The sequence below is a fragment of the Streptomyces sp. XY431 genome (assembly GCF_001279805.1).
Lineage (GTDB): Bacteria > Actinomycetota > Actinomycetes > Streptomycetales > Streptomycetaceae > Kitasatospora > Kitasatospora purpeofusca.
The window spans coordinates 31,138-55,813 of sequence record NZ_LGDO01000313.1 but is presented as its reverse complement, the minus strand read 5'-3'; the positions used below and the strand labels follow the sequence as shown (position 1 = coordinate 55,813).

The following is a 24,676-nucleotide window of genomic DNA, read 5'->3' as shown; positions in this document are numbered from 1 at the left end:
GGCCGACGCCCGCCCCCGCCCCGGTCGTGGTGCGGCTGTCCGCCGACGGCCCGGTGGTCCGCGCCCCGGGCGACGGCATGGACCTGCTCGGCGAGGCCTTCGCCCAGGACGCCGAGTGGCTGGTCGTGCCCGCCACCCGGTTCGGGCCGGAGTTCTTCACCCTGGGCACCCGACTCGCCGGGGAGGTCACCCAGAAGTTCGCCCAGTACCGGGTCGGCCTCGCCGTGGTCGGCGACCTCTCCGCGTACACCGGGGCCAGTGGCGCGCTGCGCGACTTCGTCCGGGAGAGCAACCGGGGCCGCCAGCTGTGGTTCCTCGCCGACGAGGCCGAGTTCGACGCCCGGATCGACGCGCTGCACGAGGCCCGGAACGGCGCCTCCCGACCGTCCCCGTGACCCGTTCCGCTTGCCCCGCGACGGCATCGGGTCGACCGTGGAGCTGATCCGTGCCGGGGGGAGGTGGAGCGGAGGGCCGGTCACGAGATATCTTGACGTCAAGACGTTGGAGACGTGAAGCGGAGTACCGATGACTGACTCGACCATCATCTATACGCACACCGACGAGGCGCCTGCCCTGGCGACGTACTCGTTCCTGCCGGTCGTCCAGGCGTACGCCTCGACCGCGGGCGTGAAGGTGGAGACGCGCGACATCTCCCTCGCCGGGCGGATCATCGCGAGCTTCCCGGAGCGTCTGACCGAGGACCAGCGGATCGGCGACGCCCTCGCCGAGCTGGGCGCCCTTGCCAAGACCCCGGGCGCCAACATCATCAAGCTGCCGAACATCTCGGCCTCGATCCCGCAGCTCAAGGCCGCCGTGGCCGAGCTGCAGGCGCAGGGCTACGCGCTGCCGGACTACCCGGACGACCCGCGGACCGACGAGGACAAGGACGTCCGCGCCCGCTACGACAAGGTCAAGGGCAGCGCCGTCAACCCGGTCCTGCGCGAGGGCAACTCCGACCGCCGCGCCCCCGCGTCGGTCAAGAACTACGCCAAGACCCACCCGCACCGCATGGGCGCCTGGTCGGCCGACTCCAAGACCAATGTCGCCACCATGGGCGTGAACGACTTCCGCTCCACCGAGAAGTCGACCGTGATCGGCGAGGCCGGCGCGCTGCGCATCGAGCTGCTCGCCGAGGACGGCAGCACCACCGTGCTGCGCGAGTCGGTCCCGGTGCTGGCCGGCGAGGTCGTGGACGCCTCGGTCATGCGCGCCGCCGCGCTGAACGAGTTCCTGGCCGCGCAGGTCGCCCGTGCCAAGGCCGAGGGTGTGCTGTTCTCGGTCCACCTCAAGGCCACCATGATGAAGGTCTCGGACCCGATCGTCTTCGGCCACGTGGTCCGGGCGTTCTTCCCGCAGACCTTCGCCAAGTACGGCGAGGTCCTGGTCGCCGCCGGTCTGAACCCGAACAACGGCCTCGGCGGCATCCTGGCCGGCCTCGACGCGCTGGAGAACGGCGCCGAGATCAAGGCCTCCTTCGAGGCCGAGCTGGCCGCCGGTCCGGCCCTGGCCATGGTCGACTCGGACAAGGGCATCACCAACCTGCACGTGCCGAGCGACGTCATCGTCGACGCCTCGATGCCGGCCATGATCCGCACCTCCGGCCACATGTGGGGCCCGGACGGCCAGGAGGCCGACACCCTGGCCGTGCTGCCGGACAGCAGCTACGCCGGTGTCTACCAGGCCGTCATCGACGACTGCCGCGCCAACGGCGCCCTGGACCCGGCCACCATCGGCTCGGTCCCGAACGTCGGCCTGATGGCCCAGGCCGCCGAGGAGTACGGCAGCCACGACAAGACCTTCGAGATCGCCGCCGCCGGCACCGTCCGCCTGGTCGACGCCGCCACCGGCGAGGTCGTCCTGGAGCAGGCCGTCCAGCCGGGCGACATCTTCCGCGCCTGCCAGACCAAGGACCTGCCGATCCGCGACTGGGTGAAGCTGGCCGTCACCCGCGCCCGGGTCAGCGGCGACCCGGCCGTCTTCTGGCTGGACGAGACCCGCGCCCACGACGCCGTGCTGATCGAGAAGGTCAAGGCGTACCTGCCGGAGCACGACACCACCGGTCTGCAGATCGAGATCCTGGCCCCGGTCGAGGCCACCACGTTCTCGCTGGAGCGCATCCGTCGCGGCGAGAACACCATCTCGGTGACCGGCAACGTGCTGCGCGACTACCTGACCGACCTGTTCCCGATCCTGGAGCTGGGCACCAGCGCCAAGATGCTGTCGGTCGTCCCGCTGATGAACGGCGGCGGCCTGTTCGAGACCGGCGCCGGCGGCTCCGCCCCGAAGCACGTCCAGCAGCTGGTCAAGGAGAACTACCTGCGCTGGGACAGCCTGGGCGAGTTCTTCGCGCTGGCCGCCAGCTTCGAGCACCTGGCCCGCACCACCGGCAACGCCCGCGCCCAGGTGCTGGCCGACACCCTGGACCGCGCCACCGGCACCTTCCTCAACGAGGACAAGTCGCCGAGCCGCCGCCTCGGTGGCATCGACAACCGCGGCAGCCACTTCTACCTGGCCATGTACTGGGCCCAGGAGCTGGCCGGCCAGACCGAGGACGCCGCCCTGGCCGAGGCCTTCGCGGGCCTGGCCAAGACGCTGACCGAGCAGGAGGCGGCCATCGTCGAGGAGCTCGTCGCCGTGCAGGGCTCCGCGGTCGAGCTCGGCGGCTACTTCCAGCCGGACCCGGCCAAGGCCGCGGCCGTGATGCGTCCCTCGAAGACGCTCAACGAGGCCATCGCCAACCTCGGCTGATCCCGCCCGCAGCGCGCACGACCCGGGAGGCCCCGGGGTCCGTACCGACGGACCCCGGGGCCTCCCGGCGTTCCACCGCCCGGGGGCGGCGGGGGCGGGGCGTTCAGTGCCCCTCGCCGTCCGGGCGGGCCTGCCGGGGGAGCAGGAAGGCGATCACGAAGGCCGCCGCGAGCAGCGCGGCGACCAGGCCGTAGGTCAGGCCGGCCGCGTGTCCGAAGCCGTCGGTGCGGGCCCAGCCGAAGAACGCGGTGCCGAGCAGGGCCACGCCCATCGAGCCGCCGAGCTGCTGCTGGGCGTTGAGCACGCCGGAGGCGGAGCCGGTCTCGGACTCCTCGACCCCGGCGAGCGCGATGTCGAAGAACGGGGCCATGATCAGGCCGAGGCCGAGGCCGGCCAGGGCGAGTGCCGGCGCCAGCTGCCAGGAGGTGAGGCCGGCGGCGCCGTCCACGGTGACCCACAGACCGAGCGCACCCGCGGCGGCCAGCACCATGCCGAGGTGCAGCACCCGGCGGCCGTACCGGGGGGCCAGCAGGGCGCCGGACAGCACGGCGCCGACGACCACGCCGATCGAGAGCGGGATCATCGACAGCCCGGCGTGCAGTGGGGTCCAGCCGAGGCCGAGCTGGAGGTGGAGGGTGAAGACCAGCATCAGGCCGGAGAGGGCGGCGAAGAACACCAGCCCGGTGGCGAGCGCCGAGACGAAGGCCCGCTTGCCGAAGAGCGAGGGCTCGATCAGCGGGGTTCCGCCGCGCCGCAGGACGCCGCGCTGCTGGACGGTGAAGAGCCAGGCCGTCGGCACCGAGGCGGCCATCGAGAGGAAGGTCCACAGCGGCCAGCCGAGCTCGCGGCCCTGCACCAGCGGGTAGACCAGCAGCAGGACGGCCAGGCCGAGCACGAGCACGCCGACCGGGTCGATCCGCCCGGCACCGGTGCCGGTACCAGTGGTGATCCGGGAGCTGCGGTCGCCGGGCAGGATCCGCCCGGCGGCGAACACGGTGAGCAGGCCCACCGGCAGGTTGATCAGGAAGACCGCCCGCCAGCCGAGGCCGAACCAGTCGGCCCCGGTGAGGTAGCCGCCGAGGGTCGGGCCGAGGACCGAGGAGAGCCCGAGGATCGGGCCGAACAGGCCGAAGGCGGTGCCGAGCTCCTTGGGCGGGAACATCGCCTTGATCAGGCCGAGGCCCTGCGGGATGAGCAGCGCCGCGAACAGGCCCTGCACGGTGCGGGCGGCGACCAGGGTGCCGGCGCCGGGCGCGGCCGCGCAGAGCACCGAGGCGAGGGTGAAGCCGCCCGCGCCGAGGAGGAACAGGCGCTTGCGGCCGAAGAGGTCGCCGAGCCGGCCGCCGGTGATCAGCAGGACGGCGAAGGCGAGCGTGTAGGACGCGGTGATCCACTGGATCTGGGCGTCGCTGCCGCCCAGGTCCTGCCGGACGGCGGGGGCGGCGACGCCGACGATCGTGGTGTCGAGGAGGTCCATCACCTCGGCGGCGAGGATGACGGCGAGTCCTGCCCAGCGCAGCCGGTAGCCGGTGGACGGCGTTCCGGTGGGCGCGGGTGGGGCGATCTGGCTGGCCTGACTGGTCATGGGGAGGTCTCCGGAGCGAGAGCCAGTGACGAACGTCGTTCGTCATCACGAACACTGTTTTCTTGAACGAACAGTGTTCTCCCATGGAACGGTGTTCGTGTCAAGTACTGTGGGTCCTGTCACCGACCACGAAGGAGCCCCCATGACCAGTGCCGCCCCGCGCTCCGGCTGGCCCGAGCACTGGCAGGACAGGGATCGGGCGCCCCGGCGGCAGCCGCTGAGCCGGGAGCGGATCGTCGAGGCGGCGCTGCGGATCGTCGACACCGAGGGCATGGACGCCCTGAGCATGCGGCGGGTCGGCCAGGAGCTCGGCACCGGCGCGGCCAGCCTCTATGCCCACGTCGGCTCCAAGGAGGAGCTGGTCGAGCTGGTCCTCGACCTCGCCTACGCCGACATCGAGCTGGAGGAGGCCGACCCGGCCCGCTGGGAGGAGCAGATCAAGGACCTGCTGCGGCGCTCCCGCGCGGCGCTGCTCGCGCACCGCGACCTGGCCAAGGCCGCCGTGGTCGCCAATGTCCCGATCACTCCGCACGCGATGGACATCGCCGAGGCGATGCTCGCCATCCTGCGGGCCGGCGGCCTGGACGAGCAGACCGCCGCCTACGGGGTCGACCTGCTGGGCCTGTACACCACCGCGACCGCCTTCGAGGCGTCCACCCGGGGCGGGGGCAATACCCAGGAGTTCACCGAGCGGATCCACGACTACTTCGCGACCATCCCGGCCGAGCGCTATCCGATGATCACCTCGATGTCCGCGGCGCTCACCCGCAACGTCGGCGACGAGCGCTTCGAGTTCGGCCTGGACATCCTGGTCGCCGGCCTCGCCCGGCAGGCCCCGCGCGGCGCCTGAGCCCGGCCCTTCCGGCACGACAGGGCCCGGGCACGACGAAGCCCCCGTCCGCGATCGGACGGGGGCTCGTCGAAGGTCTTCGGCCGGATCAGCCGGCGTCGGCCGCCGGTCGCCGGTTGCGCTGGTCCAGCGAGGCCAGATAGGCGTTGTAGGCCGCCAGCTCGGCGTCACCGCTGCGGTCCTCGGCGCGGTCCCGGCGGCGCGAGAGCCGCTCCTCCGAGCGCATCCACTGGTAGACCAGCGCGATCAGCACGATCGCGGTCGGGATCTCGCCGAACGCCCAGGTGATGCCGCCGGCCAGCTTCTGGTCGGCCAGCAGGTCGGTGCCGGGCGGCGCGCCCTCGGTGGTGAAGGTCTTGACCAGCTGGTGGTTGGCCATCATCACCGCGACGCCGAAGAAGGCGTGGAACGGCATGCCCATGAACAGCTCGATGATCCGCATCACATGGCCCGGCCGGTGCGGGCCCGGGTCCACGCCCATGATCGGCCAGAAGAACACCAGCCCGGTCGCCAGGAAGTGCACCATCATGGCGATGTGCCCGAGCCGGTACTGCATGAGGAAGTCGAACAGCGGGGTGAAGTAGACGCCGTACAGGCTCGCGATGAACAGCGGGATGGTGAAGCCCGGGTGCGAGATCACCTTCACATAGGTCGAGTGCAGCAGCGCCACCAGCAGCTCGCGCGGCCCGCGCGGACGCCCCTTGCCGGTCGGCCGCAGCGCGCGCAGCGCCAGGGTGATCGGCCCGCCGAGCAGCAGCAGGATCGGCGACAGCATGGAGAGCACCATGTGCTGGATCATGTGCGCGCTGAACAGCACCATGCCGTAGTCGTTCAGCCCGGTGCAGGTGACCAGGATCACCGAGCCGATGCCCAGCACCCAGGCCACCGTGCGCCCGACCGACCAGCTGTCCCCGCGCCGCCGCAGCCGCACCACGCCGAGGAGGTACAGCGCGAGCCCGGCCAGGGCGGCGGCCAGGAACACCCAGTCGGGGGACCAGGTGAGCACATTGGAGAACGTGAAGGGTCCTAGTTCGGTCATCCCGCCGTGGTGGTGCATGCCTGACATTCCGTCGCCCATCGGCGGGTCCTGCTTTCCGTCCTCGCGGTCCCTGGGTGGGTCCGGTTCGCCCGTTTTGCTTCGTCGTACAGCCTAGGCGGGCCTTACCCCGGCCGGCCCCCCGGCCCCCTGTCGGCCGGCTCAGCCCTTCGGGACGAGGACGTTCCCGTTGCGGCGGCCGGCGGCGAAGTCGTCGACGTTCCGGACGGTGGCGGCGATGATCTGGCCGACCGCGGTGCGGGTGAAGTAGGCCTGGTGGCTGGTGACCAGGACCTGGGGGAAGGTGACCAGGCGGGCGAGGGTGTCGTCGGTGATGCCCTCGATCGAGCGGTCGGTGAAGAAGACGCCGGTCTCCTCCTCGTAGACGTCGAGGCCGACGCCGGAGAGGTGTCCGGCGCGGAGGGTCTCGACCAGGGCGGCGCTGTCGACGAGGCCGCCGCGGCTGGAGTTGACCAGGATCGCGTCCTCCTTCATGCGGGCGAGGGCGGTGGCGTCGATGAGGTGGTGGGTGGCCGGCAGCAGGGGGACGTGGAGGCTGACGAGGTCGGCGCGGGAGAGCAGTTCGGGGAGTTCGGTGTAGGTCAGGCCGAGGTCGAGGCAGGCGGGGTTGGGGGCGATGTCCCAACCCAGGAGTTCGGTGCCGAATCCGGCCGCGATGCGGGTGAAGCACTCGCCGATCTTGCCGGTGCCGATGACGCCGACGGTCATGCCGTGGATGTCGCGGCCGAGCAGGCCGTCGAGGCGGAAGTCGAACTCGCGGGAGCGGTTGGCGGCCCGGGTGAGCCTGCGGTTGACGGCCAGCGCCAGGGCCCACGCGTGCTCGGCAACTGAGTACGGGCTGTAGTGGGAGACGCGGGCGACGGTGAGGCCGAGGGCGGCGGCGGCGTCGAGGTCGATGTTGTTGAAGCCGGTGGAGCGCTGGGCGACCAGCTCGGTGCCGCCGGCGGCGAGGACGGCGAGGGTGGCGGCGTCGAGCTCGGCGTTGACACTGCTGCTGACCGCCGGGTACCCGGCGGCGAGCGGGGCGGTGTCGCGGTTGAGGAAGACGGGGAGGCAGCGCAGCGCGTGCCGGCCCGCGAAGGCCTTCTCCAGCAGCGGTCGTTCGTCGGCCTGTACGCCGTACGCGAGGATCTCCATCGCCTGGTCCCTCCTGGGTCCGTCCGGTCCATTGCGCTCCTCCGGTCACGCTAGGCCGTGTCCTCCGGACCCCGCCAGGTGGACGCCGCCGGGGGTGCTCGCTGGCGTGATCGCTGCGTGTTCGGCACGTGACAGAAAATGACCGGATTTATACGCAACCCTACGTACCCCCGCCGATCGGCTGTTCCGTAGGTCAACAAGCATTGCGACCATCGAAACGAGTGATTCGATCAAGGAATCACCTTCGTTTAACGATTAACCAATCGTTCGTGAACAGTGCCCGAACCACAGTCCCGGGCACTCGAGGGGGTATCACCATGTCCGAAGACACCCATGCCACGGAGCTGACGCGCCGACGGATGCTCCAGGGGGCCGCGGCCGCCCTGACCGTCGCCACCGGCACCGTCGTGATCGGTCTCGCGGGCCCGGGCGGCGGGGCCGCCACCGCCGCCGACCCGGGCGCGTCCGACAGTTTCGACGAGGTCTTCCAGGGCCGCCGGATCCAGGGCCGTCCGGCCGTCGGGGGGAGCCACCACCACGGCGGCGGCGCCGGCACCGGCTACGAGGTGCGGATCGACGGCGACGAGCTGCACATGATGCGCAACGCCGACGGCACCTGGATCAGCGTCGTCAACCACTACCAGACCTTCGCGACGCCGCGCGCGCTCGCCCGGGCCGCCGTCAACGACCTCCAGGGCGCGACGCTCGTCCCCGTCGCCACCGCCTGATTCCGGCCACCCGGCCACCCGAGACCGACACACCACCACCAGAGGGGGGACTCATGGGAGTCCGCAAGAACCAGGCGAACCTGACGGCCCAGGAGAAGCGCGCCTTCGTCAACGCCGTGCTGGCGCTCAAGGCGAACGGCGGCTACGACCCGTTCGTCACCACGCACAACCAGTTCATCCTCAGCGACGTCGACAACGGCGAGCGCACCGGGCACCGCTCGCCCTCCTTCCTGCCCTGGCACCGCCAGTACCTGCTGGAGTTCGAGCGGGCGCTGCAGGCCGTCGACCCCAGCGTCAACCTCCCGTACTGGGACTGGACCGCCGACCGCACCGCCACCGCCGGCATCTGGGGCGCCGACTTCATGGGCGGCAACGGCCGCAGCAGCGACGGCCAGGTGACCACCGGTCCGTTCGCCTTCTCCGGCGGCAACTGGCGGCTCAACGTCAACACCGACAGCCGCACCTATCTGCGCCGCCAGCTCGGCACCGGGGTGGCCCAGCTGCCCAGCCGGGCCGACACCGAGTCGGTGCTCGCCATCACCACCTACGACGCCGCGCCCTGGAACAGCTCCTCGGCCGGTTTCCGCAACAACCTGGAGGGGTGGCGCGGGGTCAACCTGCACAACCGGGTTCACGTCTGGGTGGGCGGCCAGATGGCCACCGGCATGTCGCCCAACGACCCGGTGTTCTGGCTGCACCACTGCTTCGTCGACAAGCTGTGGTCCGAGTGGCAGAAGCGCAACCCCGGCAAGACCTACCTGCCGACGGCCGGCACGCCCGACGTGATCGACCTCAACGACCGGATGAAGCCGTGGAACACGGTCACCCCGGCCGACCTGCTCGACCACAGCGGCACCTACACCTACGACACCGGGTTCTGATCGGCTGACCGACGCCGGTCCGGTTCCGCTCCCGGCGGGGCAGTCGCCGCGAACGGCCCCGGCCCCCGAGAGTCGCGCTCTCGGGGGCCGGGGCACCGGACGTGCGGGGGCGGGCGGTCAGATGACCGTCTCGGCCTCCAGGTAGCGGTCGGCCGGCACGGTCTTCAGCTCGGCCACCGCCTCGGCCAGCGGCACCAGGCTGATGTTGGTGCCCTGGAGGGCGGTGATGTGCCCGAAGGCGCCCTTGTGGACGGCCTCCACGGCGTGCCAGCCGAAGCGGGTGGCGAGGACCCGGTCGTAGGCGGTCGGGGTGCCGCCGCGCTGGGTGTGGCCGAGGATGACCGGACGGGCCTCCTTGCCGAGCCGGTGCTCCAGCTCGCTGGAGAGCTGGGTGGCGATGCCGGTGAAGCGCTCGTGGCCGTAGATGTCCTTGCTGCCCTCCTCCCAGTGCATGGTGCCGGGCTCGGGCTTGGCGCCCTCGGCGCAGACCACGATGGCGAACTTCTTCTGGCGGTCGAAGCGCTCCCGGACGACCGCGGTGAGCTTCTCGATGTGGAACGGGCGCTCCGGCACGACGATCGCGTGCGCGCCCGCCGCCATGCCCGCGTTCAGGGCGATCCAGCCGGTGTGGCGGCCCATGACCTCGACCACCATCACGCGCTGGTGCGACTCGGCGGTGGTCTTCAGCCGGTCCAGCGCCTCGGTGGCGACCGAGACGGCGGTGTCGAAGCCGAAGGTGACATCGGTGCACGCGATGTCGTTGTCGATGGTCTTCGGCACACCGACGATCGGCAGGCCCGCGTCGCTCATCAGCTTGGCGGCCTTGAGGGTGCCCTCGCCGCCGATCGGGATCACCGCGTCCAGGCCGAGGTCCGCGCAGTACTGCTTGGCGCGCTCGACGCCGTCGCGCAGATGGCTGGGCTGGACCCGGGAGGACCCGAGGATGGTGCCACCCTGGGCGAGGATGCCGCTCACCGAGTCGAGGGTCAGGGGCCGGTGGTGCCCTTCGAGGAAACCGCGCCAGCCGTCCTCGAACCCGATGATCTCGTCGCCGTGGTCGACCACCCCCCGGTGGACCACGGACCGGATCACGGCGTTCAGGCCGGGGCAGTCACCGCCGCTGGTCAGCACTCCAATACGCATTGCTTTGCAACTCCCGAGCAGAACCGAGGAACGGCCGGACTACAGGCTGGGACGACGGACCGCCACCGTGACAGGCCGTACCCGCGCCGGGTGGGCGCGGAGGTGACTGTCGGGTGAAGGACCGGCCGATTCGGACAGAACATCCGAAACCGGCCGTGGAGTCGAGCATACGGTCCCTGCGTCCGGCCGGGCAGGAGCCGACGCGGGAGCGGCGTCGTCGACGCCCCCGCGTGGAAATGCAGCCTGCTGCCGAGGAGGGTGTGCAGCCGGCAGCCCCGGGACGGGGCAGCCCCATTGTCGTACGTCCCGGCCCGTCCGTGGAGCCCATGACCGCATCGCGGGCACCGGGCGGACGGACCGGGGGTGTACTACGCGGGGCGCGTCGTGGCCGCGATGCGCTCGGCGCGCAGCGCGTCGTACCAGGTGGTGTCGGCCGGCGGCAGGGCGTTCACGTCCAGCGCCAGCTTGAGCAGCATGTCCGCGACGGCGGGGTTGCGCGCCATCACCGGGCCGTGCAGGTAGGTGCCGAAGACGGTGTCCCGCCAGGCGCCCTCGGTGCCGTCGCCGGTGCCGTTGCCCCGGCCGGCGGTGACCCGGGCCAGCGGCTTGACGCCCTGGCCGAGGTGGGTCACGCCCTGGTGGTTCTCGAACCCGGTCAGCTGCGGCAGGCCGAGCGCCGGGTCCACGTCGGCCAGCACGTCGCCGACGCAGCGCTCGCCCTCGCCGCGGGTGGTCCACACGTCCAGCAGGCCGAGGCCCGGCTCGCGCTGGCCGAGGTCGTTGACGAACTCGTGGCCGAGGATCTGGTAGCCGGCGCAGACCGCGAAGATGATCGCGCCGTTCTCGGCCGCCCGGACCAGCCCGGTGTCGTTGCGCAGCCGCTCGGCGGCCAGCCGCTGCGGGCGGTCCTCACCGCCGCCGATCAGGTAGATGTCCCCGCTGGTGGGCACCGACTGGTCGGAGCGGACGTCGATCCGGGTCACGTTGAGATGGCGCTGGCGGGCCCGGCGCTCCACGACCAGGGCATTGCCCCGGTCGCCGTAGGTGCTGAGCAGGTCGGGGTAGACCCAGACCACGCGCAGGCTGCTCTCACTCATCCTCGAAGGCCTTCCATGACGTACGTGCGGTGGGCTGCTGGGGGCTGCGGGTGCCGCTCCGGCATCAGCCGGCCACGACCTTCCGCAGCTGCTGGAAGGCGGTGTAGTTGGCGATCGCCTCGATCCGGCCGGGCGGGGCCATCCGGACGGCCTGCTCCAGCGAGTCCACGACGTGGAACTGCAGCCCGGCGACCTCCAGGCGCACCGCGAGGTCCAGCTTGCGCTGGCCCAGCACGAAGACCGGGTGCCCGGCCAGCCGCTCGTAGTCGACGTCCCACAGCCAGGAGGTGTCGGTGCCGTCCGCGTCGAGCGCGTTGACCGAGAGCACCACCGGGGTGGGCGGGCCGTCGATCAGCGAGAAGGTCTCCAGCCAGCCGGCCGGGTTCTTGGCCAGCAGCAGCCTTATGTCACGGCCCTGGTACTGCACCACGTCGTAGCGGCCGGCGACCGCGGTGACGCCGCGCATCCGCTCCAGGGCGACCTGCGGGGAGACGCCGAACACGGCGGCGACCGCGGCCGAGCTGGTGGCGTTGGCGAGGTTGGCCCGGCCGGGCAGCTGGAGCTGGATCGGCCAGGCGCCGCGCTGCGGGTCGACCACATGGGTGCCCTGGAGCGCCCAGTGCGGGTTGGGGCGCCGGAAGCCGCACTCCTGGCAGAACCAGTCGTCGCCGGGGCGCTGCATCACACCGCCGCAGGCGGGGCAGGACCAGGCGTCCTCCTTCCACGCCTGTCCGGCGGCCACCCAGACCACCTTCTTGCAGGAGGAGGCGGCCCAGGTCACCAGCGGGTCGTCGGCGTTGGCGATCACCACGGCCTCGGTGTCCTGGAGGCCCTCGCGCCACTTCTCGGCCATCATCCGGGTCTCGGCGGCGCGGTCGAGCTGGTCGCGGGAGAGGTTGAGCAGGGCGATCGCCTTGGGACGGGTGTCGCGGGCGACGCCGGCCAGGTACTTCTCGTCGACCTCGATCACGCCGAAGCGGGCCTCCGAGCCGCCGGCCAGGGCGGAGGTGATGCCGGCCGGCATGTTGGCGCCCAGGGCGTTGGAGACCACCGGGCCGGCGGCGCGCAGCGCCTCGGCGATCAGGCGGGTGGTGGTGGTCTTGCCGTTGGTGGCGCTGACCAGCACCACGTCCAGGTGGTCGGCGAGGGTGGCGAGCAGATCGGGGTCGAGCCTGAGCGCGACCTTGCCGCCGATCACCGAGCCGCTGCCTCGGCCGGCCTTGCGGGACACGGCGGCGGCCACCTTGCCGGCGGTCACCGCGATCTTCGCGCGTGCCGGCAGCGAGGCGTCGCGTGCGCCTGTGGGCTCCGATTCGGTGCCTGCCATGCTCAGTGGTTCCTCCTTGCTGCGGCACCGCCCGGGGGCCGGACTACGGGCCGTCGGGCGGCGGGGACGGGATCAGCCTACCGACTCCGCCGCCCGGCTCGACCCCCCGGACCCCGTGCCGCCTGCTGCGACGCCCCGGGAGCGGCGGTCCGGGAGGTCCTGACGCGGGATCAGGATCGGCGGTGTACGGACGGGCCGTTCGCCGTCGGGGACGCCTGAGCGGGGTGCGGCGGTTCCGCGCGCGCCCCGGGCCGGGCGGCACGGGGGCCGCCCGGCCCGGGGCCGGTGAGGTTCTTGGTGAGGATGTGGTGAAGAAATGACCGGACGATTACCGGACCTGTCCGATCTGCTCACCGGTACGGCTCGATCGCGGCACCGGGTGGCCCCATCAGCGGCTCCATGAGCGGCTCCGCGAGCAGCCCGAGGGCGGCCCCGGGAGGGTCCCGTTCTCAGCGGCCCGGACGGGTCTGCCACGGCACCGGGAGCTCCTCGGCGGCCTCCGCCAGATGGGCGGTGATCACCAGGGTGCCCTCGTCCACCTCGTAGTCCAGCGGGGCCGCCAGCCGGCGCATGGTCGCGATCAGCCCGGTGTTGGACGACTGGGTGACCGCGTACACCGTCTCCACCCCGGCCTCCAGGGCCAGCGCGGACATCCGCCGCATGAGGTCCAGGCCCAGCCCGCGCCGCTGCCAGGCGTCCTCGACCAGCACCGCCACCTCGGCGCTGTCGTCGTCCCACATCAGGTGCCCGAGGGCCACGATCCGCCCGTCCGCCGTCTCCACCGCCAGGGCCTGCCCGTGCCGGGCGTCCAGCAGGTGGTCCAGGTAGCGGTCGGCGTCCCGGACCGGCCCGTGGTAGCGCTTGCGCAGGGTCTCGGGGGAGCAGCGGTGGTGCATCGCCAGCGCGGCCGCCTTGTCGGCCGCGTCCGCGCGCCGCACGGTCAGCTCGGCGCCGGCCGGCACGCTCAGCCGGGCCCGGACGTCCGGCACCCGGGGGCCGAGCAGGGTGTCCAGCTCGACCAGGGCCTGCGCCCGGGCGAACTCGGTCGGGGTGAACGGCAGCTGCGGGCGGGTGAGCTCGATCAGCTCGCCCGAGGGGACGGGCAGCCGCATCACATGGCCGTCCACCCCGGCGGTGCCGCGCGCCGCCGCCCCCGGGTACTGCCGGATGCTGCACTGCCCGAAGAGCTGGCGCAGTGCGATCGGCAACTCCGCGGCGTCCAGCGCCGTCCGGGTGGCGAGGGCCAGGACATGGGTGGGCACGTCCACCAGGTCGTGCGCGTCGGCCGGGCCGGTCCAGATGTCGTCCCCGCCGGCCCCGGCCACCAGCGCGGTCAGCTCGGCCCGGGTGAGCGAGCGCGGCGCGCGGACGAAGAACTCGTCCACGGCGCCGGTCGGCAGCGGGTGGGACTGCATCGAGACGATGTTCACCTGACGCCCGGCGAAGGCCGCGCAGACCCGGGCCAGACTGCCGGGGGAGTCCTGCACGGTGGTGCGGACCCGCCACAGCGTGCTGCCCTCGAAGTCGTCCAGCGGCCCCCGCAGCGGCTCGGCGCCGGGCGCCCCCGGCGGCGCGGGCGCGTCCGGCGCCGGGGGGCCGTGCAACTGGTGGCGGTGCGCCCACCAGGTGTGGAACAGCGCGGTGGCGAGCAGCGCGACGGCGGACACGGCCAGCACCACCGGCCCGTCCGGCCCGTGCACCACGAGCTTGGCCACCAGGTCGGCGGCGGTCACCGAGAGGAAGACGGCGGAGAGCTCCACCGCGTCGCGACGCCAGCGGTGGCCGCGGAGGCCGCGGCGCTGGGCGCGGGAGGGGGTCGTGGTCGGATCGGTCGTGGACGTCAGCTGCTCGGTGCGCTCCATGTCATCAATCTGCCGCTTCCGTGTTTCACGATCACGAATCCTCCGTGACCCCGCGGTTAATGGTGCCGTGACTCGATCACCGTCGCCGGTCACCCGGTGTGCTCGCGCCCGGCGGCCTTCACTTCGGCGAGCAGGACGGCGAGGTCCTCCTCGGTGGTGGCGGGGTTGAGGAGGCAGGCGCGGAGGATCTCGCGGCCGTCGAGGCGGGCGCCGGTGAGGAAGGCGCGGCCGCGGCGCTGGACGGCGGCGGGGAGCTCGCGGTTGAGGGCGTCGAGGGCGGCCTCGTCGGTACGGCCGGTCCGGCCGGCGGGGCGCAGGCGGAATGCCACGATGGAGGTCTGCACCTCGGCGAGGAGTTCCAACTCCGGGTCGGCGGTGATGAGTTCGCCGAGCCGACGGGCCAGGGCGGTGGTCCGGGAGATGTCGGCGGCCAGGCCGTCGCGGCCCCGGTGGGCGATGGTCGCCCACACCTTGAGGGCGCGGAACGGGCGGGTCTGCTCGGTGCCGTACTCGGAGAACCAGCCGAGCTCGCCGGCCGCCTCGTCGCGCAGGTAGGAGGGGACGAGGCTGAAGGCGGCGCGCAGCTCGGCCGGGTCGCGGACCAGCGCGCAGCCGCAGTCGACCGGGACGCCGAGCCACTTGTGCGGGTCGAGGGCGAGCGAGTCGGCGCGTGCCAGCCCGGCGTAGCGGTGGGCGATCTCCGGGTCCAGCACGCCGAACGCCCCGTAGGCGCCGTCCACGTGCAGCCAGAGCCGCTCCTCGGCGCACAGGTCGGCGATCGGGTCGAAGGCGTCGACCGCGCCGGTGCCGACCGTGCCGGCCGAGGCCACCACCAGGAAGGGCAGCAGTCCGGCGGCCCGGTCGCGGGCGATCGCATCGCGCAGCCCGGCGGGGTCCAGGCGGCCGTCCGGTCCGGTGGCGACGGCGCGCAGGTGCTTGCTGCCGAGGCCCAGCAGCTCGGCGGCCTTGCGGACGCAGGAGTGGGTCTCGCCGGTGACGTAGCCGACCAGCGGCGGCATCCCGGCCAGGCCGTCCTCGCGGACGTCCCACCCGGCGGCGCGCGCGGCGCGGTTGCGGGCGGCGGCGAGGCAGACGATGGTCGCCATCGAGGTGCCGGAGGTGAGCAGCCCGCCGCCGGGCGGGTGCGGGAAGCCGACCAGTTCGGCGATCCAGCGGACCACGGCCCGCTCCAGATGGACGTCCGCGTGGTCGCCGCCGGCCGAGCTGGGGTTCATCGCGGCGGCGGCCAGGGTGGCGAGCACGCCGGCCGGGGCGGGTGCGGAGTTCACCCAGCCGAAGAAGCGCGGGTGGCCGTTGCCCATCGGGTACGGCAGGACGTCGCGGCCGACGGCGGCCAGCAGCTCGTCCAGCGGACGGCCGGCGGCGGGCAGTGGGGCGTCCAGCAGGGTGCGGCGGGCGGCGTCGTCCATCGGCTGCCAGACCGGGCCGGCGGCCAGCCCGGCGAGGTGGTCGGCGGCCAGGTCGGCGGCGGTGTGCGCGGCGGCGCGGAAGTCGTCGGAGGTCATGCGGCGGCTCCTGGTGGTGCGGGGCCCGGTGGCGCGGCGTCCTCGGCGCACCCGAACGTCGCGATCCTACGGAAACGGGCCCGCGCCGTGCGGCGCGGGCCCGGTATCCGGGACGGCCCGGCGCCGGAGAGGTTCGGGTGACCGGTCGACCGCGAGCGGTGATGGCCCTGGTGGCGCGAGTGATCGCCCGATCGCCCAGCACCTGGTGAACCGCGGCGGCGCTCCGAACGGGGCGGCGGTTGCCCGGCGCGCTTGGGGGACAAGAGAACTGACATGTCCTCAGAAGAACTTCGCATGCGCCGAATCCCCGGGACCGGGCGGGCAACCTCCGGCGGAGGGACGGGCGTCATCGGGGTATCGGGGCACCGTGCCCCGGGTCTGGAGGAACGACATGGCTGTCGGAACACGCATCCGACTGTCGCTGATAGGCGCGCTCGCCGCGCTCCTCGCGGGCGGGGTCCTGCCCGCCACCGCCTCGGCCGCCCCGGAACCATCGCCCGCCGCGGGGGCGGCGCGCTGGACGGCGGCCAAACTGCCGAGCGGCGACACCGTGCTGACCGGCTCCACCCGTCCCGACGCCCGCACCACCTGGGCGGCCGGCTTCCGGGTCGTCCCGGGCAGCGACGGGAGCGTCGGGTTCGACCCCGTGCTCTACGCCCGCGACGACCGCCGCGACGGGAAGTGGACCGAAGTGCCGACCGCGCCCGCCGGGACCGACCGGGTCAACGCCGTCGCGGCGACCTCGGCCCGTGACGGCTGGCTGGTCGGTGACTCCGGCCGGGGTGGCGGGCCGGTCATGACCCAGCACTGGAACGGCCGCTCCTGGCAGGTGGAGCCGGCTCCGATGCCCGCCGACTCGGTCGGCGGCGGCCTGCTGGGAATCGCCGCGCTGACGCCGAACAATGCCTGGGCGGCGGGCTGGAGCCAGGGGCCCGACAGCCACGTGGGCATCGTCCAGCACTGGAACGGCCGCTCCTGGCGGCAGGTCGAACTGCCCGCGCCGTTCCAGAGCTGGGGCCTCGGCGCGATCGCCGCGGCCGGCCCCGACGACGTCTGGGCCGTCGGCAACGGCTACGCCGAGGACGACCGGCCGGTCGCCCTGCACTTCGACGGGCGCAGCTGGAGCGTCGTGCCGGTGCCGGCCTTCGGCGGCCTGTACGGCGAGTTCAACGATGTCGTGGTGAAGGGGCCGCGCGACGTGTGGGCGGTCGGGCGCGTGGTGCTGGACGAGAAGGACCGCGGCCACGCGTTGCTCATGCACTGGGACGGTCGCGCCTGGACCCGGGTCGAGGCTCCCGAGGGTGCGGGCGCCGTGAGCGGCGCCGCCTCCTCGCCGGACGGCATCGTGACGGTGGGCCGGGTCTCGGGCGGCGGCGAGGCGGCGTACGCGCTGCGGGTGACGGGCTCGCGGGCGACCTCGCTGGACTTCCCGGAGTCCGGCGCGGGCACGGCGTTCTGGTCCTGGAAGGTGTCCACCACCGGTCGTGAGGTGACCGTCACCGGCGCCTTCAACTACGAGAAGCAGCAACTCCCGCAGCCGATGGTGATGACCACCCGGCTCTGACCGCAGTGCTCTGACCGCAGTGCCCTGACCGCACGGCCCCGGCTGTACGGCCCCGGCTGTACGGTCGCGCCCGGTCCGGCGGCCCCGCCTCGGCGGTGGGGCCGCCGGACCCTGCCGTCCCGCCGCCGTGCAGAATCCGCGCACGATCGGGCGGCCGTCGGAGTTCCCGCGTCGGCCGGTCGCCGACACCGTGCCGTACGTGCCGGCACCTCCTCAGTCGAGCGAGGCGGAGAGCCCGCCGGCGGAGCGGCAGTAGCCCTGCATCTCCTTGTCGGAGAACTTGGCGCAGAGCCGGCCGGCCGCGCCCGCGTCCGTGTAGTTGACCGTGTAGTAGCTGACCAGCCCCTCGGCGCAGGCCTTGCGCTGCCAGCCGTCCGCGGCGGTGGCGCACTGCTGGGCGGCCCAGTCCTCGCGGTCCAGGTTGTACTTCATGGTGCGCGAGCCGACGCCCCGGCTGCAGTCGACCGCCCCGCCGGAGGCCTTGCCGGCGAGGCACCACTTCAGTGCCTCGGCGTACACCTCGGGGTGGTTCGGGTAGTCGTGCGAGGAGAGGTAGAAGGTCGGCGCGTAGAAGAAGCAGGCGGACTGGAACAGCGCCGGCTGGTCCTTGCACGGGTACAGCGGGTCCTGGGCTAGCTTGTCGGCGGGGAGGTTGGCCTTGGCCTTCTCGTCCTCCTCGTCCGGGCCGAAGAGCTGCATGAACAGGCCCTCGGAGCAGCGGATCCGGTTCTGGTCGGTGGTGAACTTGTTGCACAGCTCGCGCGCCTTGGCGACGTCCTGCTTGGCGACGAACATGGTGCCGTGGCCGACGCCGTGGATGCACGGGCCGCTGTTCTTGGGCGCGCAGAGCTTGACCAGGTCGGTCTCCGGCTGGGCGGAGGCGTTGAGCATCTCCTCCACCGCGCCGTGCAGATAGCCGGCCGCGCAGGTCTCGTGCGGGAAGGAGATGACCTTCTGGAAGTCGGCGTTGAACCGCTTGACCGCCGCGTGCCCGAGCTCGTGGGCGATCGGGTGGCAGAACCGGACGGTGTACGGCAGCTGCTTGGTGATCCGGTCGAGGTCGGCCAGGGCGACGCCGGGGTCGCTGGCGTCCATCTCGGCCATCAGCTTGTTGCGCAGCGTCGAGCGGGTCCACACCGCCGGGTCCCCGGTCGCGGTGGCCGACGCGGCCGGCTGCCCGGCCGCCTGCCCGGTACTGGCGGGCGCGGCGCCGGCCGAGCCGGTGGCGCCCTCGGTCCCCGGGACGGCCGCGGCGACGGCCGCGCGGTCGGCGGCCTGCTGGGGCGTCCAGTCGGTGACGGCCACCGACCCCAGACCCAGCACCCCGAGCAGCAGGGCGGTGAGAATCGCGAAGGCTCGCGGTTGCATGACGGAGATCCCCCGGCGGATCGAGACGGACGGGACGTTCCCCATCCTGACGGCACGGGTCTCGGATTCCGTGTTTTCGGCCGCCATTCGGGAGGTGTCGGCGACGCTATCGCACGTCCCGACCGGTCAACGAGCCGGGTTCACGGCGGGTCACCCTCCCCCGGGTGGCGCAACGGCGCACCACCCGGGGCACCCGGGGTCAGAGCTCCAGCGACACCTGGTACTCCGTCAGCCAGGCGTCCAGGTCCAGGGCCAGATCGGCCGCCAGCCGGACCGTCTGCGGGTCGGTGTCCGGGGCGAGCGCGTCGGCGAGCTCGCGGCGGTCGAGCAGGGCGAGGGCGGGGGAGCCGGGGTCGGCGGCCAGTGCGGCGAGCTCGCGGCGGAGCAGCTCCGGGTAGCGGGGGTCCTGGACGATCGGGTACGGGCTCTTCATCCGGCCGGCGATCTCGGCCGGCAGCACGTCCCGGACGGCGGCGCGCAGCAGGCTCTTCTCCCGGCCGTCGAAGGACTTCATCGTCCACGGCGTGTTGAAGACGTACTGCACCAGCCGGTGGTCGCAGAACGGCACCCGCACCTCCAGCCCGCTGGCCATGCTCATCCGGTCCTTGCGGTCCAGCAGGATCCGGACGAAGCGGGTCAGGTTGAGGTACGACACCTCCCGCATCCGCCGTTCGAACGGGTCGGTGTCCGGCAGGTGCGGCACCTCGGCGAGCGCCTCCCGGTACCGGGCGCGCCGGTAGCCGGGCAGGTCGAGCTTGGCGAGCAGCTCCCGGTCGAGCAGCTGCTCGCGCGGGCCGGTGCCCGCGCCGCCGAAGCCGCTGAGCGCCGTCGCCCACGGGAAGTCGTCGGCGTCGAGGGCCTTCGGGTCGTGGAACCAGCGGTAGCCGCCGAACAGCTCGTCCGCGGACTCGCCGGACAGCGCGACCGTCGAGTGCTCGCGCACCCTGCGGAAGAACAGCAGCAGCGAGGTGTCCATGTCGCCGACGCCGCCCGGCAGGTCCCGGGCGCGCAGGGTGGCGAGCCGCTGCGCCGGGTCGGTGAGGGCGGCGCTGTCCAGCTCGATCACCGAGTGGTCGGCGCCCACGTGCCGGGCGAGCAGCTCCGCGTACGGCCGGTCCGGGGTGGTGCGCACCGCGTCCGGGTGGAAGTGCTCGCTCTGCCCGGTGAAGTCCACCGCGAAGGAGCGGACCGGTCCGGCGCCCGCCGCCTCCAGGCTGCGGGCGGCCAGGGCGGTGACCGCGCTGGAGTCGAGACCGCCGGAGAGCAGTGAGCACAGCGGCACGTCCGCCTCCAGCTGGCGGTGGACGATGTCCTCCAGCAGGGCCCGGACGGTGCCGATCGTGGTGGCGAGGTCCTGGGTGTGCCGGCGTGCCTCCAGCGACCAGTAGCGGTGGACCGAGACGCCGCTGCGCCGCACCCGCACCAGGTGGCCGGGTCGGACCTCGGCGATGCCCCGGTACGGGGTGAGGCCGGGGGTGCGGATCATGGAGAACAGCTCGCGCAGCCCGTCCAGGTCGACCACCGGGCGCACCGCGGGGTGGGTGAGCAGCGCCTTGGGCTCCGAACCGAAGAGCACGCCGTCCGGGGTGGGGTGGTAGTGCAGCGGCTTGACGCCCATCCGGTCGCGGACCAGCAGCAGCTCCTCGGTGCGGGCGTCCCAGACGGCGAAGGCGAACATGCCGTTGAGCCGCTCGGCGACGCGCTCGCCCCACTCCAGGTAGCCGCGCAGGACCACCTCGGTGTCGCCGCGGGTGCGGAAGCGGTGGCCGGCCGCCACCAGCTCGGCGCGCAGCTCGTGGTGGTTGTACACCTCGCCGTTGTAGCTGAGGGCGGCCAGCAGCCGGCCGTCGTGCTCGGCCGTCATCGGCTGGGCGCCGCCCTCGGGGTCGAGCACGGCGAGGCGCCGGTGGCCGAGGGCGGCGTGCCGTTCCAGGTGGACCCCGCCGTCGTCCGGGCCGCGGCAGAGCTGGGTGGCCGTCATGGCGTCGAGCACGTCGCGTTCGAGGGTCAGGTCGCGGTCGTAGGCGACCCATCCGGTGATCCCGCACATCAGCAAGCCTCCGGTTCTTCCGACACTCTTCCGATGCTCCCGCCCCCCTGGTCACCCCGCGGTCCCCCCCGGTGTGTGAGCAGGTCATCACGCTACGTGGTGGCTCCGATGCGGACAAGACCCCGAAGCTGTGCCGGTTGCCGCAGAATCCTGCCCGATTTCGGGCAGGATCTTTGATCTTTGCCGGGAGGGCCGCCTAGGCTCACCGATTGTGTCCAGCCCGACCGGTTTCTCGCACCCTCACGAAGACCTCCTCGCCCACCTCACCCGGACCAGCCCGCTCGGGCCCCGGGAGGCGGCGCGGGTGGTGGCGGAGGTGCTGGCGTACTTCTCCGAGACCACCGAGGAGTACGTCCGCCGCCGTCACGGCGAGCTGCAGGCGCGCGGCCTGACCAACGAGAAGATCTTCGCCCGGCTCGCCGAGGAGCTGCCCGCCCGCCGGGTCGCGGCTCCGGAGCTCTCGGCCCGCCAGCTGCGCCGGATCGTCTACGGCTGACCGGCCGTCGGCGGCCGGTGCAGGACCGGCCGGGCCGGAACGCCCAGCAGCGGAACACCGAACAGCGGAACCAAGGAACCAAGGAGTCCACCACCATGTGCGGAATCGTGGCCTACATCGGCCCCAAGGACGCGACCCCCTTCCTGCTGGAGGGCCTCGCCCGACTGGAGTACCGGGGCTACGACTCGGCCGGCGTCGCCGTCGTCGGACGCACCGGCGGCATCAAGGTCCGCAAGGTCAAGGGCCGGGTCGCCGACCTCGCCGCCGCCGTCCCCGCCCGGTTCAAGGGCTCCACCGGCATCGGCCACACCCGCTGGGCCACCCACGGCGTGCCCAGCGACGCCAACGCCCACCCGCACCTCGACAACGCCGAGCGGATCGCCGTCGTCCACAACGGCATCATCGAGAACGCCGACGAGCTGCGGGCCAAGCTCGCCGCCGACGGCGCGGTCTTCCGCTCCGAGACCGACACCGAGGTGCTCGGCCACCTGATCGCCGCCCACGCCGCCGAGGGCGTCGAGCTGGAGGAGGCCGTGCGCGCCGCCCTGGGCAAGGTCGTCGGCACCTACGGCATCGCCGTCCTCGACGCCGAGCAGCCCGACCGGATCGTGGTCGCCCGCAACGGCAGCCCGATCGTGCTCGGCATCGGCGAGAAGGAGATGTTCGTCGCCTCCGACGTCTCCGCCCTGGTCCGCTACACCCGCCAGGTGGTCCACCTGGAGGACGGCGAGCTGGCCACCGTCCGCGCCGACGGCTTCCGCACCTTCACCGAGGACGCCCGCACCACCCACCGCCAGCCGTCCACCGTGGACTGGGAGATCGACTCCTACGACACCGGCGGCTACGAGCACTTCCTGCTCAAGGAGATCCACGAGCAGCCCGGCTCGGTCGAGCGCACCCTCGGCGGCCGCCTCGACGAGCGGTTCGCCACCGCCCACCTCGGCGGCCTCAACCTGGACGCCCGCGAACTGCGCGAGATCCGCCGGGTCAAGATCCTCGGCTGCGGCTCCGCCTACTACGCCGGCGAGATGGGCGCCCAGCTGATCGAGGAGCTGGCCCGGATCCCCGCGCACAGCGAGCCCGCCTCGGAGTTCCGCTACCGCAACCCGGTGATCGAGGCCGACACCCTCTACATCGCGGTCAGCCAGTCCGGCGAGACCTACGACACGCTCGCCGCCGTCCAGGAGGTCAAGCGCAAGGGCGGCCGGGTGCTCGGCGTCGTCAACACCGTCGGCAGCGCCATCGCCCGCGAGTGCGACGGCGGCATCTACCTGCACGCCGGCCCGGAGATCTCGGTCGCCTCCACCAAGGCGTTCACCTCCACCGTCGTCGCCTTCGCGCTGATCGCCCTGCACTTCGGCCGGATCCACGACCTCTCGCCCGCCGACGGCCACCGGATCGTCTCCGCCCTCAAGGCGCTGCCCGACCAGATCCGCGAGGTCCTCGCCCAGAGCGACGCCATCGCCGAACTCGCCGCCGAGTACGCCGGGTCCGAGGGCATGATGTTCATCGGCCGGGTGCGCGGCTACCCCGTCGCCCGCGAGGGCGCGCAGAAGCTCAAGGAGATCTCCTACGTCCACGCCGAGGCCTACCCGGCGAGCGAGCTGAAGCACGGCCCGCTGGCGCTGATCAGCCCCGAGCTGCCCACCGTCGCCCTCGTCCCGGACGACGAGCTGCTCGACAAGAACCTCACCACCCTCGGCGAGATCAAGGCCCGCTCCGGCCGCGTCCTGGCCGTCGCCCACCGCCGGCCCGAGACCAAGCTCGCGGACCACTGCATCCTGGTGCCCAAGAGCGAGCCCGAGCTGGACCCGCTGCTGCTCAACATCCCGCTCCAGCTGCTCGCGTACCACGCGGCGGTGGCGCTGGGGCGCGACGTCGACAAGCCGCGCAACCTCGCCAAGAGCGTCACCGTCGAGTAGTCGCGGACGCGCCCCGGGACCGGCCGTGCTCCACGGCCGGTCCCGGGGCGCGTTCCGGGTGCCGTTGCGGGTGCCGTTGCGGGCGCCGTCACGGGCCCGAAGGCCGGACGGTCAGCCGGCCGTCCCGCGCACCGCCCCGGCGGCGCGGACGACGGCCTCGGCCAGCCGGTGGTTCTCCGGGCCGAGCGGGAGGGAGCTGAACCGGCGCCGCGTGTACCCGTAGGCGACGCCGCTGCGCGGATCGGCGAAGGACTGCGCGCCCACCGCGCCGCTGTGACCGAAGGCCTCCGCCCCGAGGAACGGGAAGCGGGTGCTCTGCGCCTCGAAGCCGAGGCCGAAGTGGTCCACCTCGCCGGTCACCACGTCGGTGCCGTGCGTGCGGACCGGACCGAACTCGGCGATCGTGGCCGGTGCCAGGAACGGCGTCCGCCCGTCCAGCCCCTGCGCCGCCGCCGCGTACAGCGCCGCCAGACCGCGGGCGCTGCCGAAGCTGCCGGTCGAGGCCGGGCCCTGCGCCTGCACCGAGCGGAGGTTGCCGAAGCCCATCAGGTCGGTGGGCGGGGAGGCGTTCAGGTTGAAGGCGATCCCCATCAGGCTGTCGGGGGCCGGCAGCTCGCCCTGCTGGCCGGGGAGGGGGACCGCCGGAAGCACCGGCAGGAACCGCGACTCCAGCTCCGCGGGCAGGCCGAGGAAGAAGTCCAGCCCGTACGGGGCCCGGATCCGCTCCTCGAACAGCTCCTGCACCGTGCGGCCGGTCCGGCGGCGGACCACCTCGCCGGTCAGCGCGCCGATCACGTAGGCGTGGTAGCCGTAGGCCGTCCCGGGCTCCCAGTAGGGCTTCTGGCCGGCCAGCCGGTCCGCGAGCCGCCGGTCGTCCGCCAGCTCCTCCGTCGTGAAGCCGCCGTCGACCCCGATCAGCCCCGCCCGGTGCTCCAGCAGCTGCCGGAACGTGAGTGCGCCCTTGCCCTCGGCCGCGAACTCCGGCCAGTAGTGGGCCACTTCCTTGTCCAGGTCGAGCACACCCTCCTGCACCAGCAGGGCCGTCACCAGGTGCGCCGCCCCCTTGGCGGAGGAGTAGAGCGCGAACAGCGACTCGCCGGAGACCCCCTCGCCCGCCCAGAGGTCCACCACCCGCCGCCCGTCCAGGTGCACGGCCAGCTGCGCGCCACCGCCCGCCGGCTCCTCCGCCACCACGGCGGCGAACTCCTCCCGCACCGCCTCGAACCCCGGCGCCACGCTTCCGCCGACAACGTCACTGCTGGACATGCTTCCCCCTGTATGTGCTGCTGCGGCCTTGATCACCGGCCTGCCGGGGCGTCAACCCGCCCCGGCGCC

Annotated in this window: 19 protein-coding genes; 8 read left to right on the top strand and 11 right to left on the bottom strand. The window is 73.0% G+C overall.

Features of this window, described 5'->3' with window-relative positions; genetic code table 11:
• Positions 1 to 395 (top strand): DUF4180 domain-containing protein (locus ADK60_RS24735; RefSeq protein ID WP_502687454.1); only part of this gene is annotated, 395 nt, incomplete at its 5' end.
• A gap of 130 nt (positions 396 to 525) precedes the next feature.
• Complete coding sequence (locus ADK60_RS24730; RefSeq protein WP_045942913.1) at positions 526 to 2,748, top strand: NADP-dependent isocitrate dehydrogenase; 2,223 nt, start codon at positions 526 to 528, stop codon at positions 2,746 to 2,748.
• A 103-nt stretch (positions 2,749 to 2,851) separates the two neighbouring features.
• Here the strand turns inward: ADK60_RS24730 and ADK60_RS24725 are convergent, their stop codons facing one another.
• Entirely contained in the window at positions 2,852 to 4,333 is a 1,482-nt protein-coding gene (locus ADK60_RS24725; RefSeq protein WP_053648983.1) for an MFS transporter, read from the bottom strand.
• Between the two features lie 142 nt (positions 4,334 to 4,475).
• On the opposite strand from ADK60_RS24725, the gene ADK60_RS24720 reads away from it, so the two are divergent.
• On the top strand, positions 4,476 to 5,183 hold the full coding sequence (locus ADK60_RS24720; RefSeq protein ID WP_053648981.1) for a TetR/AcrR family transcriptional regulator: 708 nt from the start codon (positions 4,476 to 4,478) through the stop codon (positions 5,181 to 5,183).
• An 88-nt stretch (positions 5,184 to 5,271) separates the two neighbouring features.
• Here the strand turns inward: ADK60_RS24720 and ADK60_RS24715 are convergent, their stop codons facing one another.
• Together ADK60_RS24715 and ADK60_RS24710 are read right to left on the bottom strand one after the other, a co-directional pair.
• On the bottom strand, positions 5,272 to 6,240 hold the full coding sequence (locus ADK60_RS24715) for a cytochrome c oxidase assembly protein (protein ID WP_045942910.1): 969 nt from the start codon (positions 6,238 to 6,240) through the stop codon (positions 5,272 to 5,274).
• A 141-nt stretch (positions 6,241 to 6,381) separates the two neighbouring features.
• Entirely contained in the window at positions 6,382 to 7,377 is a 996-nt protein-coding gene (locus tag ADK60_RS24710) for a 2-hydroxyacid dehydrogenase (RefSeq protein WP_053648979.1), read from the bottom strand.
• A gap of 317 nt (positions 7,378 to 7,694) precedes the next feature.
• Here ADK60_RS24710 and melC1 point away from each other — a divergent pair, with 317 nt between their 5' ends.
• Together melC1 and melC2 are read left to right on the top strand one after the other, a co-directional pair.
• Entirely contained in the window at positions 7,695 to 8,105 is a 411-nt protein-coding gene (gene melC1, locus ADK60_RS24705) for an apotyrosinase chaperone MelC1 (protein ID WP_053648977.1), read from the top strand.
• Positions 8,106 to 8,158: 53 nt separating this feature from the next.
• Entirely contained in the window at positions 8,159 to 8,986 is an 828-nt protein-coding gene (melC2, locus tag ADK60_RS24700; RefSeq protein ID WP_045942904.1) for a tyrosinase MelC2, read from the top strand.
• Between the two features lie 117 nt (positions 8,987 to 9,103).
• On the opposite strand, the gene ADK60_RS24695 is transcribed toward melC2, so the two are convergent.
• The 5 genes from ADK60_RS24695 to ADK60_RS24675 form a co-directional block, all read right to left on the bottom strand.
• Positions 9,104 to 10,129, bottom strand: coding sequence for a 6-phosphofructokinase (locus tag ADK60_RS24695; RefSeq protein ID WP_045942903.1), 1,026 nt, complete (start codon positions 10,127 to 10,129; stop codon positions 9,104 to 9,106).
• Positions 10,130 to 10,497: 368 nt separating this feature from the next.
• Positions 10,498 to 11,226 carry a type 1 glutamine amidotransferase gene (locus tag ADK60_RS24690; protein ID WP_045942902.1) on the bottom strand — a complete coding sequence of 243 codons (729 nt, stop codon included), beginning with the start codon at positions 11,224 to 11,226 and terminating at the stop codon, positions 10,498 to 10,500.
• Positions 11,227 to 11,290: 64 nt separating this feature from the next.
• A complete protein-coding gene (locus ADK60_RS24685; RefSeq protein WP_045942901.1) occupies positions 11,291 to 12,553 on the bottom strand; it encodes a MurT ligase domain-containing protein in 1,263 nt (420 codons plus the stop codon).
• A gap of 449 nt (positions 12,554 to 13,002) precedes the next feature.
• A complete protein-coding gene (locus ADK60_RS24680) occupies positions 13,003 to 14,415 on the bottom strand; it encodes a GNAT family N-acetyltransferase (protein ID WP_079008668.1) in 1,413 nt (470 codons plus the stop codon).
• Positions 14,416 to 14,504: 89 nt separating this feature from the next.
• Positions 14,505 to 15,941, bottom strand: coding sequence for a pyridoxal phosphate-dependent decarboxylase family protein (locus ADK60_RS24675; protein ID WP_053648975.1), 1,437 nt, complete (start codon positions 15,939 to 15,941; stop codon positions 14,505 to 14,507).
• Between the two features lie 391 nt (positions 15,942 to 16,332).
• Here ADK60_RS24675 and ADK60_RS24670 point away from each other — a divergent pair, with 391 nt between their 5' ends.
• Positions 16,333 to 17,505, top strand: a complete 1,173-nt coding sequence (locus tag ADK60_RS24670) for a WD40/YVTN/BNR-like repeat-containing protein (protein WP_053648973.1) — start codon at positions 16,333 to 16,335, stop codon at positions 17,503 to 17,505.
• Between the two features lie 213 nt (positions 17,506 to 17,718).
• Here the strand turns inward: ADK60_RS24670 and ADK60_RS24665 are convergent, their stop codons facing one another.
• Together ADK60_RS24665 and asnB are read right to left on the bottom strand one after the other, a co-directional pair.
• Positions 17,719 to 18,873 (bottom strand): hypothetical protein, encoded by a 1,155-nt coding sequence (locus ADK60_RS24665; protein ID WP_159400559.1) that lies wholly within the window; start codon positions 18,871 to 18,873, stop codon positions 17,719 to 17,721.
• Between the two features lie 199 nt (positions 18,874 to 19,072).
• Positions 19,073 to 20,923 (bottom strand): asparagine synthase (glutamine-hydrolyzing), encoded by a 1,851-nt coding sequence (asnB, locus tag ADK60_RS24660; protein WP_053648969.1) that lies wholly within the window; start codon positions 20,921 to 20,923, stop codon positions 19,073 to 19,075.
• 211 nt (positions 20,924 to 21,134) lie between these two features.
• On the opposite strand from asnB, the gene ADK60_RS24655 reads away from it, so the two are divergent.
• Together ADK60_RS24655 and glmS are read left to right on the top strand one after the other, a co-directional pair.
• Positions 21,135 to 21,419 carry a hypothetical protein gene (locus ADK60_RS24655; RefSeq protein ID WP_045942893.1) on the top strand — a complete coding sequence of 95 codons (285 nt, stop codon included), beginning with the start codon at positions 21,135 to 21,137 and terminating at the stop codon, positions 21,417 to 21,419.
• 95 nt (positions 21,420 to 21,514) lie between these two features.
• Positions 21,515 to 23,341, top strand: coding sequence for a glutamine--fructose-6-phosphate transaminase (isomerizing) (gene glmS, locus ADK60_RS24650; protein ID WP_053648989.1), 1,827 nt, complete (start codon positions 21,515 to 21,517; stop codon positions 23,339 to 23,341).
• 111 nt (positions 23,342 to 23,452) lie between these two features.
• On the opposite strand, the gene ADK60_RS24645 is transcribed toward glmS, so the two are convergent.
• On the bottom strand, positions 23,453 to 24,607 hold the full coding sequence (locus tag ADK60_RS24645; protein ID WP_053648967.1) for a serine hydrolase domain-containing protein: 1,155 nt from the start codon (positions 24,605 to 24,607) through the stop codon (positions 23,453 to 23,455).
• Between the last annotated feature and the right edge of the window lie 69 nt (positions 24,608 to 24,676).

Coding starts and splice junctions, on each gene's coding strand:
- glmS (WP_053648989.1), top strand. CDS start 21,515: ATGTGCGGAATCGTGGCCTACATCGGCCCCAAGGACGCGACCCCCTTC.
- ADK60_RS24670 (WP_053648973.1), top strand. CDS start 16,333: ATGGCTGTCGGAACACGCATCCGACTGTCGCTGATAGGCGCGCTCGCC.
- ADK60_RS24720 (WP_053648981.1), top strand. CDS start 4,476: ATGACCAGTGCCGCCCCGCGCTCCGGCTGGCCCGAGCACTGGCAGGAC.
- ADK60_RS24715 (WP_045942910.1), bottom strand. CDS start 6,240: ATGCACCACCACGGCGGGATGACCGAACTAGGACCCTTCACGTTCTCC.
- ADK60_RS24675 (WP_053648975.1), bottom strand. CDS start 15,941: ATGACCTCCGACGACTTCCGCGCCGCCGCGCACACCGCCGCCGACCTG.
- ADK60_RS24710 (WP_053648979.1), bottom strand. CDS start 7,377: ATGGAGATCCTCGCGTACGGCGTACAGGCCGACGAACGACCGCTGCTG.
- ADK60_RS24695 (WP_045942903.1), bottom strand. CDS start 10,129: ATGCGTATTGGAGTGCTGACCAGCGGCGGTGACTGCCCCGGCCTGAAC.
- asnB (WP_053648969.1), bottom strand. CDS start 20,923: ATGTGCGGGATCACCGGATGGGTCGCCTACGACCGCGACCTGACCCTC.
- ADK60_RS24680 (WP_079008668.1), bottom strand. CDS start 14,415: ATGGAGCGCACCGAGCAGCTGACGTCCACGACCGATCCGACCACGACC.
- ADK60_RS24645 (WP_053648967.1), bottom strand. CDS start 24,607: ATGTCCAGCAGTGACGTTGTCGGCGGAAGCGTGGCGCCGGGGTTCGAG.
- ADK60_RS24665 (WP_159400559.1), bottom strand. CDS start 18,873: ATGCAACCGCGAGCCTTCGCGATTCTCACCGCCCTGCTGCTCGGGGTG.
- ADK60_RS24725 (WP_053648983.1), bottom strand. CDS start 4,333: ATGACCAGTCAGGCCAGCCAGATCGCCCCACCCGCGCCCACCGGAACG.
- ADK60_RS24685 (WP_045942901.1), bottom strand. CDS start 12,553: ATGGCAGGCACCGAATCGGAGCCCACAGGCGCACGCGACGCCTCGCTG.
- melC2 (WP_045942904.1), top strand. CDS start 8,159: ATGGGAGTCCGCAAGAACCAGGCGAACCTGACGGCCCAGGAGAAGCGC.
- ADK60_RS24730 (WP_045942913.1), top strand. CDS start 526: ATGACTGACTCGACCATCATCTATACGCACACCGACGAGGCGCCTGCC.
- melC1 (WP_053648977.1), top strand. CDS start 7,695: ATGTCCGAAGACACCCATGCCACGGAGCTGACGCGCCGACGGATGCTC.
- ADK60_RS24690 (WP_045942902.1), bottom strand. CDS start 11,226: ATGAGTGAGAGCAGCCTGCGCGTGGTCTGGGTCTACCCCGACCTGCTC.